This is a genomic window from Pseudomonas sp. S2_C03, assembly GCF_054668405.1.
Map to the genome: position 1 here is coordinate 2,128,529 of NZ_CP162766.1, position 12,230 is coordinate 2,140,758.

Annotated in this window: 8 protein-coding genes, 1 pseudogene and 2 riboswitches; of the genes and pseudogenes, 4 read left to right on the top strand and 5 right to left on the bottom strand. The window is 60.9% G+C overall.

Annotated features, from left to right (window positions below):
- Positions 1-191: 191 nt before the first annotated feature.
- Positions 192-3,902 (bottom strand): methionine synthase, encoded by a 3,711-nt coding sequence (metH, locus tag AB4N64_RS09750; RefSeq protein WP_460124749.1) that lies wholly within the window; start codon positions 3,900-3,902, stop codon positions 192-194.
- A gap of 153 nt (positions 3,903-4,055) precedes the next feature.
- On the opposite strand from metH, the pseudogene AB4N64_RS09755 reads away from it, so the two are divergent.
- The 3 genes and pseudogenes from AB4N64_RS09755 to nfuA all read left to right on the top strand — a co-directional run bounded on the left by AB4N64_RS09755 (position 4,056) and on the right by nfuA (position 8,139).
- A pseudogene (locus tag AB4N64_RS09755) lies at positions 4,056-6,354 on the top strand (fatty acid cis/trans isomerase).
- A 108-nt stretch (positions 6,355-6,462) separates the two neighbouring features.
- Positions 6,463-7,497 (top strand): acyltransferase family protein, encoded by a 1,035-nt coding sequence (locus tag AB4N64_RS09760; protein ID WP_460124751.1) that lies wholly within the window; start codon positions 6,463-6,465, stop codon positions 7,495-7,497.
- A gap of 57 nt (positions 7,498-7,554) precedes the next feature.
- Complete coding sequence (nfuA, locus tag AB4N64_RS09765; RefSeq protein ID WP_007959519.1) at positions 7,555-8,139, top strand: Fe-S biogenesis protein NfuA; 585 nt, start codon at positions 7,555-7,557, stop codon at positions 8,137-8,139.
- Between the two features lie 69 nt (positions 8,140-8,208).
- Here the strand turns inward: nfuA and cobM are convergent, their stop codons facing one another.
- The 4 genes from cobM to AB4N64_RS09785 all read right to left on the bottom strand — a co-directional run bounded on the left by cobM (position 8,209) and on the right by AB4N64_RS09785 (position 10,344).
- Positions 8,209-8,955, bottom strand: coding sequence for a precorrin-4 C(11)-methyltransferase (gene cobM, locus AB4N64_RS09770; protein ID WP_460124754.1), 747 nt, complete (start codon positions 8,953-8,955; stop codon positions 8,209-8,211).
- An 80-nt stretch (positions 8,956-9,035) separates the two neighbouring features.
- Entirely contained in the window at positions 9,036-9,449 is a 414-nt protein-coding gene (locus tag AB4N64_RS09775) for a cobalamin biosynthesis protein (RefSeq protein WP_460124757.1), read from the bottom strand.
- The gene (locus AB4N64_RS09780; protein ID WP_460124760.1) at positions 9,446-10,138 is read right to left on the bottom strand and encodes a CbtA family protein; all 693 of its coding nucleotides are present in this window, start codon (positions 10,136-10,138) and stop codon (positions 9,446-9,448) included. Before AB4N64_RS09780 ends, AB4N64_RS09775 begins: the two co-directional genes overlap by 4 nt.
- A gap of 11 nt (positions 10,139-10,149) precedes the next feature.
- The gene (locus tag AB4N64_RS09785) at positions 10,150-10,344 is read right to left on the bottom strand and encodes a CbtB domain-containing protein (RefSeq protein WP_460124763.1); all 195 of its coding nucleotides are present in this window, start codon (positions 10,342-10,344) and stop codon (positions 10,150-10,152) included.
- Positions 10,345-10,462: 118 nt separating this feature from the next.
- A riboswitch (cobalamin riboswitch) is annotated at positions 10,463-10,689 on the bottom strand.
- A gap of 164 nt (positions 10,690-10,853) precedes the next feature.
- A riboswitch (cobalamin riboswitch) is annotated at positions 10,854-11,066 on the top strand.
- Positions 11,067-11,165: 99 nt separating this feature from the next.
- Here AB4N64_RS09785 and cobW point away from each other — a divergent pair.
- Positions 11,166-12,227 (top strand): cobalamin biosynthesis protein CobW, encoded by a 1,062-nt coding sequence (gene cobW, locus AB4N64_RS09790; protein ID WP_460124766.1) that lies wholly within the window; start codon positions 11,166-11,168, stop codon positions 12,225-12,227.
- The last annotated feature ends 3 nt before the right edge of the window (positions 12,228-12,230 follow it).

The window sequence follows — 12,230 nt, forward strand, 5'->3', positions numbered from 1 at the left end:
GATCTTCCATCGCGAGCATTCGAGCGTCGACCGGCTGCTCCTACAGATGTTTGGTGTTCGCAAATCCCCTGTAGGAGCTAGCTTGCTAGCGATGGTGGTTAACGTTGACACGGGCGGCCTGATGCCCCGCGGTGTCTGATCTTCCATCGCGAGCATTCGAGCGTCGACCGGCTGCTCCTACAGGCGCTGCATCAATCGTCATAACCCAGGTTCGGCGCCAGCCAGCGTTCGGTCACGCTCAGTTCCTGGCCCTTGCGCGAGGTGTAGCTCTGCACCTGGTCCTTGTCGACCTTGCCCACGGCGAAGTACTGCGCCTGAGGGTGCGCGAAGTACCAGCCGCTGACGGCTGCCGCCGGGAACATGGCGTAGTGTTCGGTGAGGAACACGCCGCTACGTCCGGCGCGCATTTCTGCGGCCTCGGGGTCCAGCAGGGCGAAGAGCGTGGCTTTCTCGGTGTGATCCGGGCAGGCCGGGTAGCCTGGCGCCGGGCGGATGCCGCTGTATTGCTCTTTGATCAATGCCTCGTTGTCCAGCGCCTCGTCCGTGGCGTAACCCCAGTAGTCCTTACGGACCTGCTGGTGCAGCCACTCGGCACAGGCCTCGGCCAAACGGTCCGCGAGGGCCTTGACCATGATCGAGTTGTAGTCGTCGCCGGCGTCCTGATAAGCCTTCGCCACTTCTTCGGCGCCGATGCCAGCGGTGGTGATGAAACCGCCCACGTAGTCGGTCAGTTCGCTGTCCTTGGGCGCAACGAAGTCTGCCAGGGAGAAGTTCGGCTTGCCGTCGGTCTTGATAATCTGCTGGCGCAGGTGATGCAGCCTGGCCAATGGTTTGCCGTCATCGCCGTAGAGTTCGATGTCGTCGTCATGCACCTGATTGGCCGGCCAGAAACCGAACACCGCACGGGCGCTGATCAGTTTCTCGTCAATCAGTTTGGCGAGCATTTCCTGGGCGTCTGCATACAGCGCGGTGGCCGCTTCGCCCACCACTTCGTCCTGCAGAATGCGAGGGAACTTGCCCGCCAGGTCCCAGGAAATAAAGAACGGTGTCCAGTCGATGTACTCGGCGAGCACCTTCAAGTCGATGTTATCCAGCACCTTGGTGCCGGTGAAGGTCGGCTTGACCGGCTGGTAGGAACCCCAGTCGAACTGCGGTTTCTTGGCGATGGAGGCGGCGTAACTCAGGCGCTCGGTGCGGGCACTGCGGTTGGCCGTACGTTCGCGGACCTCGATGTATTCACTGCGGGTTTTCTCGACGAAACCGGCCTTGAGCTCCTTGGACAGCAATTGCGTCGCCACACCCACGGCGCGGGAGGCGTCGGTGACGTACACCACCGCATCATTGCTGTATTTAGGCTCGATTTTTACCGCGGTGTGCGCCTTGGAAGTGGTGGCACCACCGATCATCAGCGGCAAGTGGAAGTCCTGGCGCTGCATCTCGCGCGCCACGTGGACCATTTCATCCAGCGATGGAGTGATCAGGCCCGACAAACCGATGATGTCGCACTTCTGTTCCTTGGCCACCTGCAGGATCTTCTCCGCCGGCACCATCACGCCCAGGTCGACGATGTCATAACCGTTGCAACCCAGCACCACGCCGACGATGTTCTTGCCGATGTCGTGCACGTCGCCCTTGACCGTGGCCATGAGAATCTTGCCCTTGGCCTCCGGCTTGTCACCTTTTTCCAGTTCGATGAACGGGATCAGGTGCGCCACGGCCTGCTTCATCACGCGGGCAGATTTCACCACCTGCGGCAGGAACATCTTGCCGGCGCCGAACAGGTCGCCAACGATGTTCATGCCGGACATCAGCGGGCCCTCGATCACTTCGATGGGGCGGGCGAACGACTGGCGCGACTCTTCGGTGTCTTCGACGATATGGGTGGTGATGCCCTTGACCAGTGCATGCTCCAGACGCTTGTTGACGTCCCAGTTGCGCCACTCTTCGGTCTCGGCTTCCTTGACGCTGCCGTCACCCTTGTATTTGTCAGCGATGGCGAGGAGGGCGTCGGTGCCTTCCGGGGTGCGGTTGAGGATTACGTCTTCCACGGCGTCGCGCAGTTCGGTCGGGATCTGGTCGTAGATTTCCAACTGGCCGGCGTTGACGATACCCATGGTCAGGCCGTTGCGGATCGCGTACAGCAGGAACACCGAGTGGATCGCCTCACGCACCGGGTTGTTGCCACGGAACGAGAACGATACGTTGGACACGCCACCGGAGGTCAGCGCATAGGGCAGCTCGTCACGGATGTAGGCACAGGCGTTGATGAAGTCCACGGCATAGTTGTTGTGTTCTTCGATGCCGGTGGCCACGGCGAAGATGTTCGGGTCGAAGATGATGTCTTCCGGCGGGAAGCCCACTTCGTTGACCAGAATGTCGTAGGAGCGTTTGCAGATCTCTTTCTTGCGCGCTTCGGTGTCGGCCTGGCCGGCTTCGTCAAAGGCCATCACCACCACGGCCGCGCCGTAGCGCTTGCACAGTTTGGCGTGGTGAATGAACTGCTCGACGCCTTCTTTCATGCTGATCGAGTTGACGATGCCCTTGCCCTGGATGCACTTGAGGCCGGCTTCGATCACGTCCCATTTCGAGGAGTCGATCATGATCGGCACGCGGGAGATGTCCGGTTCACCGGCGATCAGATTGAGGAAGGTCACCATGGCCTTCTTCGAATCGAGCATGCCTTCGTCCATGTTGATGTCGATCACCTGGGCGCCGGCTTCGACCTGTTGCAGGGCGACTTCCAGGGCTTCGGTGTAATTGTCTTCACGGATCAGGCGGGCGAATTTGGCGGAACCGGTGATGTTGGTCCGCTCGCCGACGTTGACAAACAACGACTGGCGATCAATCGTGAACGGTTCCAGGCCGGACAGGCGGCAGGCTTTGGGGATGTCCGGAATCTGGCGCGGCGCATAACCGGCCACGGCCTTGGCGATGGCTTCGATGTGACCTGGCGTGGTGCCGCAGCAGCCGCCGACGATGTTGAGGAAGCCGCTCTGGGCGAATTCTTCGATGACCTTGGCGGTTTGCGACGGCAATTCGTCGTACTCGCCGAATTCGTTAGGGAGGCCGGCGTTGGGGTGCGCGGAAACGTGGGTGCCGGCCTTGTTCGACAGCTCTTCCAGGTAAGGCCGCAGTTCACTGGCACCCAGGGCGCAGTTCAGGCCGACCGAGATCGGCTTGGCGTGGGCCACCGAGTTCCAGAACGCTTCGGTAGTCTGGCCGGAGAGGGTGCGGCCGGAGGCATCGGTGATGGTGCCGCTGATCATGATCGGCAACTCGATGCCCAATTCCTCGAACACGCCTTGGACGGCGAAAATCGCCGCCTTGGCGTTGAGGGTGTCAAAGATCGTCTCGATCAGGATCAGGTCAGCGCCGCCTTCGATCAGGCCTTTGGTCGATTCGGTGTAGTTCTCCACCAGTTCGTCAAAGGTGACGTTGCGGTAGCCGGGGTTATTCACGTCCGGGGACAGCGAGCAGGTGCGGCTGGTCGGGCCCAGCACGCCGGCGACAAAGCGTGGTTTGTCGGGCGTTTCGAGGGTTTTTGCGTCGGCGATCTTGCGCGCCAGCCGTGCGCCTTCTACGTTCAACTCGTAGCTCAAGCCTTCCATGCCGTAATCGGCCATGGAAATCCGCGTGGCGTTGAAGGTGTTTGTTTCAAGAATGTCAGCGCCGGCATCCAGGTAGGCTTTCTCGATGCCACCGATCACGTCAGGGCGCGTCAGCACCAGCAGGTCGTTGTTGCCCTTGACGTCGCTCGGCCAGTCGGCGAAACGCTTGCCACGGTAATCCTGTTCTTCGAGCTTGTAGCTCTGGATCATCGTGCCCATGCCGCCATCGAGAATCAGAATGCGCTCTTTGAGGGCGTGCTTGAGTGCTTGAAGGCGAAGGCTGCGATCGGACATTAGAACTACTCGGAAAGACCATTACGAAGGGGCGGAATCATAACAAACCTGCGGGCTTCTAGAGCATGTGCAGGTTTTGCATGAATATCACTCATGTTGGTGGGGCGGCCGGGTCTGTACAATCGCGGCGTTTTTCAAGGATCGGAACAGACCATGTCGTATCGCGTCGTCATCGGCAGCGTGTTGCTGCTTTTAAGTTGGGGCGCCGTGGCGCAAGGTCTGCCGGCTGCGCCGGGGCTTTCCCTACACCCGCGATATCCAACCGATCTTTACCGAAAAGTGCGTGGCTTGCCACGCCTGCTATGACTCCGCCTGCCAGCTCAACCTGGGCAGTGGCGAAGGCGCGGCGCGTGGCGCCAGCAAATCGCCTGTCTACGACGGGGAGCGTACCCAGGCGGCGACGCCAACCCGGTTGTTTTATGACGCGACCGGCAAGCGTGCCTGGCAACAGAAAGGCTTCTACTCGGTACTCGACGCCCAGGGCAGCCAGGCCGCGCTGATGGCGCGGATGCTGGAGTTCGGCCATAACACGCCGTTGCAGCCCAATGCCAAATTACCGCAGGACATCGTCCTGGGTCTGAACCGCGAAAACACCTGCGCCATGCCGGCGGAGTTCGATACCTATACCAGCACCCATCCTGGACAGGGCATGCCCCTGGCCGTCACCGGCCTGACCGATCAGCAATATCAGACTTTGCAGCGCTGGCTCGCTTCGGGGGCGCCGATTGACGAGAAGGGCCTGGCGCCAAGCGCAAACGAAGCGATGCAGGTGATGCAATGGGAAAACCTGCTCAATGCGCCGGGCGCCCGGCAAAGCCTGGTAGGGCGCTGGTTATACGAGCACTGGTTCCTTGCGCACCTCTATTTCAAGGACGGCGAGCCGGGGCATTTTTTCCAGTGGGTGCGCTCGCGGACGCCAACGGGTCAACCGATCAACGTGATCAACACTCGCCGCCCGAACGACGATCCCGGGACTGAGTTCTACTATCGCCTGTGGCCGGTGCAGGGTGTGATCGTGCACAAGACCCACATCACCTACCCGCTGAGCGCAGCAAAGATGGCGCGGGTCAAAAGCTTGTTCTACAGCGGCAACTGGCAGGTCAACGCCTTGCCGGGCTACGGGCCCGAGCGCCGAGCCAACCCGTTTTCGACGTTCGAGGCCATTCCGGCCCAGGCGCGCTACCAGTTCATGCTCGATAACGCCGAATACTTCGTGCGCACCTTCATTCGCGGTCCGGTGTGCCGGGGCCAGATCGCCACGGATGTGATTCGCGACAACTTCTGGGCGTTGTTCCAGGCGCCGGAGCACGACCTCTACATCACCGACCCCAATTACCGGGGACAGGCTACGCCGTTGCTGGCGATGCCGGGACAGAACGACGACGTTGGCAGCGTCATCGGCCTGTGGCACGACTACCGTAACAAGCGCAACGAGTACGAAGCCTTGCGGCGCGACAGCTACGCTGACCTGCCGGCGCCAAGTTGGTCGACCCTTTGGGCCGGTAACGACAATGCGCTGCTAAGCATCTTCCGTCATTTTGACAGCGCCGCCGTGACCAAGGGCCTGATCGGCGAAGTGCCGCAGACGATGTGGCTATTCGACTACCCCTTGCTGGAGCGCACGTACTACCAGTTGGCGGTGAACTTCGACGTGTTCGGTAACGTGTCCCATCAGGCGCAGACGCGGTTGTATTTCGACCTGATCCGCAACGGCGCCGAACAGAACTTCCTGCGTCTGATGCCGGCCAATTCTCGCGAGGGTTACCTTGATGACTGGTACCAGAACAGCGGCAAGATCAAGATGTGGATGGACTACGAAGATATCGACGACGACAAGCCCACCGCGCTTAAACTCGACCCCAAAGACCCCAAGTACGATTTCGCCCAGCAATTGCTCGTGCGCTATGGCGAGCTGAACGCCAAACCAGACCCGATCAACCGTTGCGACGGCGCGTATTGTTCACGTCCCAACATTGACGCTGAGTTGCAAAGTGCCGAACAGGTCCTGAGCCGCCTGACTTCGCGTCCTGCGGCGGGATTGAAAGTGATTGACCAGTTGCCGGAAGCGACGATGCTGCGAATCCAGACGTCCAGCGGCAAGCGCGAGGTCTACAGCCTTCTGCGCAACCGCGCCCACAGCAACGTGGCGTTCCTGCTCGGCGAGTCGCTGCGCTACCAGCCGGGGCTGGATACGCTGACCATCTTCCCGGGCGTGTTCAGCAGCTACCCGAATTTCATCTTCAACATTCCTGCGGCCCAGGTGCCAGCGTTCGTAGAGGCCATGGAAAATGCCAAGGACGCCAATCGTTTCGAGAAAATCGTCGAACGTTGGGGGATCCGCCGAAGTCATCCGCAGTTCTGGTTCTATTTCCATGACCTGAGCCAGTACATCCATGAAACCGATCCGGTGGAAGAGGGCGTGCTGGACATGAATCGCTACGAGAATCTTTGATCGACCTTTGCCGGGGTGGAGGTGTCGGACTTTATATACACCGCCGATTCCCCTGCCTGTGCTGATCCCCCTGTGGGAGCGGGGGAAACAATTCCCGGAGAGCGATCGATGTTGATTTCTGTACAGGCACTGCGCGCCCTCGCGGCCTGGACCGTGGTCTGTCACCATTTCATGCAGATTTTCTTCGACTTCCAGGCCCGTGGGCCGATTGGACAGTTGTTCATCGACAAGGGCGCGGTGGGGGTCGATATCTTCTTCGTCATCAGTGGCCTGGTGATTTTCCTTTCCACCGAAGGCAAATCGCTGCCGCCCGGGCGTTTTCTGCTCTACAGGCTGTTTCGAATCGTGCCGGCCTATTGGCTGTACACGGTGCTGATGGCGTTGCTCGTTGTGTTCGCCCGGCCCTTATTGCCGGATCAGACGGTCGACTGGTCGCATTTCCTCTTGTCGTTGCTGTTCATTCCCACCCAAAACCCCGGCGGCTACGGGATTTATCCGACGCTCACTGTCGGCTGGACGCTCAATTACGAAATGCTGTTTTACGTGCTGTTTGCCTGGGCGCTGTTGTTCCGCCTGCAATGGCGGCTGCTGATCGTCGCGGCGCTGCTGTTTGCGGTTTGTGAGGCCTGGACCGGCTATGGCTGGATCAGCGAGTTTTACCGGTCGAGCATCGTGTATGAGTTCCTGTTGGGCATCGCCATCGGCATGATCTACCGCCGTGGGTGGATCAAGCCCGGCTTGTATCTGCCCCTCATGGGGATCGGTGGTGCGCTGCTGATCATTTACCACCTGCCGCCGCAACCACGCTTTCTCGCCTGGGGCTTGCCCAGTGCGGTGCTGGTGATGGCCTGCATGGCGTTGGAGCGCTTTTTCGAGAATCGCCGGCTGCTGAAATGGCTAGGGGATTGCTCCTACTCGGTGTATTTGATGCACGTGTTGGTATTGTCGGCAGGCGGCTTTATCGCGCAGCGCTACGGGGTAGACCCGTACGTGATGTTCATCGTATGCGTCGTTGCCATCGGCGCAGGGGCTTGGGCAAGTTATCAATGGGTGGAAAAGTGCAGCTATCGGTGGCTAAAACAGCGGATTGACGGTGAATCCGCCCGCCAAAGTCAGTCGGTTATTTCCCGACAAAAATACTAGGACTTTGTGCGGCGCGATGATTGGCGTAAACTGCGCCCAAGCCTGTGAGGAGTTTCCATGACTGCTATTACTATCACCGACGCCGCCCACGATTACCTGGCCGATCTGCTCTCCAAGCAGAACACTCCAGGCATCGGCATCCGCGTCTTCATCACCCAGCCCGGCACCCAATACGCGGAAACCTGCATTGCCTATTGCAAGCCGGGCGAGGAAAAACCCGAAGACACCGCATTGGGGCTGAAAAGCTTCACTGCCTACATCGACTCGTTCAGTGAAGCTTTCCTGGATGACGCGGTCGTCGACTACGCCACCGATCGTATGGGTGGCCAACTGACCATCAAGGCGCCAAACGCCAAAGTACCGATGGTCAACGCCGACAGCCCGATCAACGAGCGTATCAATTACTACCTGCAAACCGAGATCAATCCGGGGCTGGCCAGCCACGGCGGTCAGGTCAGCCTGATCGACGTGGTGGAGGACGGCATCGCCGTTCTGCAGTTCGGCGGCGGTTGCCAGGGCTGCGGCCAGGCCGACGTAACCTTGAAGGAAGGCATCGAGCGGACCTTGCTCGAGCGCATCCCCGAGCTCAAGGGCGTTCGCGACGTGACCGACCACACGCAGAAAGAAAACGCCTACTACTAAGGTGTTCGCTGCGACATGAAAAACGGCGCCCCGTGAGCGCCGTTTTTTTATGCGTCAAATTCGAGGGCCTCAAGGGCGATACAGATGCGCATGCCCAGCCCGATACAACGACGACTCACTGAACTGATCACTGCCCAGCACCCGCCCAACCAGAATCAACGCCGTGCGCCGAAACCCCTTGGCCTCAACCTTTGCGGCAATATCCTCGATCGTCCCCACTACCCAGTCCTGATCCGGCCAGGTCGCCCGGTGTATCACGGCAATGGGGCAATCGGCGCCGTAATGCGGCAGCAATTCAGCCAGGATTTTGCGCAAATGGTTGACGCCCAGATGAATCGCCATGGTCGCCCCGTGCTGCGCCAGACTGCCCAGCTCTTCACCGACCGGCATCGCGGTCTTATCGGCGTAACGGGTCAGGATCACACTCTGTGATACGTCCGGCAGAGTCAGTTCTGCGCCCAGCAATGCGGCGCAGGCCGCCGTCGCAGTGACGCCGGGGACGATCTCGAATGGTATGCCCAGCTCGCGCAAATAGCGGATCTGCTCGCCAATCGCGCCATACAGGGACGGGTCCCCGGAATGCACCCGCGCCACGTCCTGGCCATTGGCATGAGCGCCCTTGATCAGTTCGATGATCTGCTCCAGGTGCAGTTCGGCGCTGTTGACCACCTGTTCGGCGCTATGGCCCTCCAGCACGGCGGCGGGCACAAGGGAGCCGGCATAGATGATCACCGGACAGCTGCGGATCAGGCGCTGGCCTTTGACCGTGATCAGTTCCGGGTCGCCAGGACCTGCGCCAATGAAGTAGACGGTCATCGTCGTTTCCTGTCAAAAAAGGGTTGGGCAAGGCTTCAGATGAAGATTGCTCATGTTCAGGGGCGGGGATTATCGGGATTTTACGCTGCGCCGGCCAATGCCAGTGTCGCCTGGGCGTATTTTTGTCGTGAAATCAGCAAGGTCGCCGGTGCCTGAGTGAGTTGTTCGGCGAGGGCGAGGGCGGTGCTCTCGGCCACGCCGTAGCAGCCGGTGCGTTCGAAGGCGATCTGCGAACGGTGGCTTAAGCACGGCTCGTAGGGCGCCAGTTGTTCACTGCTGAAATACGTCAGCGGCAGGTCGAGTTGTGCAGCCAGTTCGATCAGGCCGGGCTCGTCACGTTTCAGGTCGATGCTGGCCAGGGCCTGTATTTGACGCAGTTCGATTTGATGAGCCTGGAGGACCTGGTCGAGCAAAGCGCGCAGCGTTTCGACCGGGCAGCCGCGCTGACAGCCCAGGCCGACCACCAGGGTCGGCGCTGTGCTTTCAATGATCATGCCTGGTTCTGACGACGGAACAGCCACGCGCTGAGCAAGCCAAGGGCCAACCAAAACGCGACGTTAGTCAGTTGCGAAGCCATCTTGAATTGCGATTCCAACGCTTCTGGCGCGAGCATCGAATGCACCTCCGGCTGCGGTGCGCCGATCACATGCGGAACGGCGATGATCGCCACGCCCAGCAATTTCATCAGCCAATGGCGGCTGAACACGATCAGGGCAATGCCGACAGCGGTCGAAGCGGCGGTGCCGATCCACCACATTTGCCGTTGCGCGAGATCCGCCGCGGCGGTGCCCGGCAGTTCAGGGGGCAGGCCGAGGGTTGGCGCCAGCACGAAAGTGGCGTAGCCCGCCAGGCCCCAGAGCAGGCCCTGTGCAGTTTTGGTCGGTGCGCGCAGGGTGTAGAGACCGGCGAGCATCAGTGCAAAACCGACGGCGACGACAAGGTTGCCACCGGTGGTCGACAGCACGCGCTGCCAGCCGTCTTCCGGCTCCCAGGCTTCGGTGTCGTGGCTGTGCGCGGCCGTGCCGGCAGCATGTTCATGCACTTCAACGGCGGCAGGCTCGGATTTCTCGTAGGTTTCGGCCTGCAAAATCAGCGGCGAAACCCAGAAACTTTGCAGCAGCGTGAGCAGCAGGGCGGCCAGCAGTCCGGAAAAACCTGCGGTTTGCGCGATACGCTTGATCATGTCGTCAGGTCTCAATGGCAAGGGAACGCGGCGCTGTGGCGGGTATCGTGGGCGGCGTTGTGGACCGCTTCGATGTGCGAGAAACCGGCGAAGTAGACCAGGCACGCGCCCAGGATTGATGCGCAGACGGCGACGGTCAGGCGTTGGGTCAGGGTGGTTGTGTGGCTGCTGGCCGGTGCGTGGCCGGTGCTGCTGATGATCGACATGGCGCTTCCCTCTGTTCTGTCAGGGTGACGAGAGCGCATGCAGACACCCTGCGTAGCGTGCACGCAGAGGTTCAAACAGCGCCCGCCCACCGCGGGTTTGTTGTTTTCGTGATCGTATCGTCACTGTGTGTTGCGGGCCGGTCTCCGGGCTCGCGAGGGGCTTGGGCATCTGCCGAAACCTGCAAGAATCGCCTTCCCATGCCGATGATCGGCACAGTGGATCTGATTCTTCGCTCGCTTACCGTTGCGGGGGCAGCACCGGACTGACATGGGCTTGAGTAAAGCACATGATTCACCGGTTTCCCGTTTCACCCTGTGAAGGGCACCCGTAACAAGGCGTGTAGGAGAGCATGGGGCGGCTTTGCCGTCAATCGAGACCGGGTCGCGCCCATCGCGAGCAAGCCCGCTCCCACAGGGGACTGCGGACACCGGCCCATTGTGGGAGCGGGCTTGCCCGCGATGGCGTCCCGATTGCCGCCACAAGAATTTGACCCGCCCACAGACCATGCGTAGCCTTGTCGCTTCGAGGTTCTTCGCCATTGTCGAAGCTAAGAAGGGAACGCGGTCAATGCCGCGGCTGCCCCCGCAACTGTGAACGGTGATGTTCGCTGCCACGCCACTGCAAGCCCTGCACAATGGGTTCGCGGGAAGGCGCAGCGAATGCCGGGCCAACCGCCCGGCACACTGTCAGCCAGGAGACCTGCCTCGATCCAGATTCTCACTACAACCGGGCGGGGTGATCCGGTGGCGAAACTCTTGCGCGCACCGCTGTTGCAGCGCTTGTCGTCCCGTATGCCCGCCACCTTGCCAAAGGGCATCCGATGAAAACACTGGCCAAACTCCCCGTCACTATCGTCACCGGGTTTCTCGGCTCGGGCAAGACCACCTTGCTGCGCCACATGCTCGACAACGCCCAGGGCCGTCGTATCGCCGTAATCGTCAACGAGTTCGGCGAGCTGGGCATCGATGGCGAAATCCTCAAGCAGTGCTCCATCGGCTGCACCGAGGAAGAAGCCGTCGGTCGTGTCTTCGAGCTGGCCAACGGCTGCCTGTGCTGCACCGTGCAGGAGGAGTTCTTCCCGGTGATGCGCGAACTGGTGGCGCGCCGGGGCGACCTCGACCACATCCTCATCGAAACCTCTGGTCTGGCACTGCCCAAGCCATTGGTGCAAGCCTTTCAGTGGCCGGAAATCCGCAGCGCCTGCACAGTCGACGCGGTGATCACCGTGGTCGACAGCCCGGCCGTCGCTGCTGGCACTTTCGCCGCGTTCCCGGATCAGGTCGACGCCCAGCGTAAACTCGACCCGAACCTGGACCACGAGTCGCCCCTGCACGAGCTGTTCGCCGACCAACTGGCCAGCGCCGACCTGGTGATTCTCAACAAGGCCGACCTGATCAACCCTGAAGACCTGGCCCGCGTGCGCCTGGAAGTCGCCGAAGAATTGCCGCCGGCGGTCAAGATCATCGAAGCCAGCAGCGGTCGCTTGCCGCTCGATGTGCTGATCGGCCTGGGTGCTGGTTCCGAAGAACACATCGACAGCCGTCACAGTCACCACGATCACCACCACGAAGGCGAGGACGATCACGATCACGACGCGTTCGACTCCATCTCCATCGAATTGCCCCAGGCCGACGAGAGCCTGTTGCTGGATGCGCTGACCCAGTTGGTGATCAAGCACGACATCCTGCGCGTCAAGGGCTTCGCGGCGATCCCCAATAAGCCGATGCGCCTGCTGATCCAAGGTGTGGGCACACGCTTCGACAAGCACTTCGACCGCCAGTGGGGCGCCGATGAAGCGCGCACCACACGCCTGGTACTGATCGGCCAGGCGCTGGACGCCGTGCAACTCGAAGCGCAACTGCGCGCCGCGCTCAGCGTGTAACCC

Bases quoted from the DNA above. Each gene is read 5' to 3' on its own strand.
- metH (WP_460124749.1), bottom strand. From the start codon at position 3,902: ATGTCCGATCGCAGCCTTCGCCTTCAAGCACTCAAGCACGCCCTCAAA.
- AB4N64_RS09760 (WP_460124751.1), top strand. From the start codon at position 6,463: ATGTTGATTTCTGTACAGGCACTGCGCGCCCTCGCGGCCTGGACCGTG.
- nfuA (WP_007959519.1), top strand. From the start codon at position 7,555: ATGACTGCTATTACTATCACCGACGCCGCCCACGATTACCTGGCCGAT.
- cobM (WP_460124754.1), bottom strand. From the start codon at position 8,955: ATGACCGTCTACTTCATTGGCGCAGGTCCTGGCGACCCGGAACTGATC.
- AB4N64_RS09775 (WP_460124757.1), bottom strand. From the start codon at position 9,449: ATGATCATTGAAAGCACAGCGCCGACCCTGGTGGTCGGCCTGGGCTGT.
- AB4N64_RS09780 (WP_460124760.1), bottom strand. From the start codon at position 10,138: ATGATCAAGCGTATCGCGCAAACCGCAGGTTTTTCCGGACTGCTGGCC.
- AB4N64_RS09785 (WP_460124763.1), bottom strand. From the start codon at position 10,344: ATGTCGATCATCAGCAGCACCGGCCACGCACCGGCCAGCAGCCACACA.
- cobW (WP_460124766.1), top strand. From the start codon at position 11,166: ATGAAAACACTGGCCAAACTCCCCGTCACTATCGTCACCGGGTTTCTC.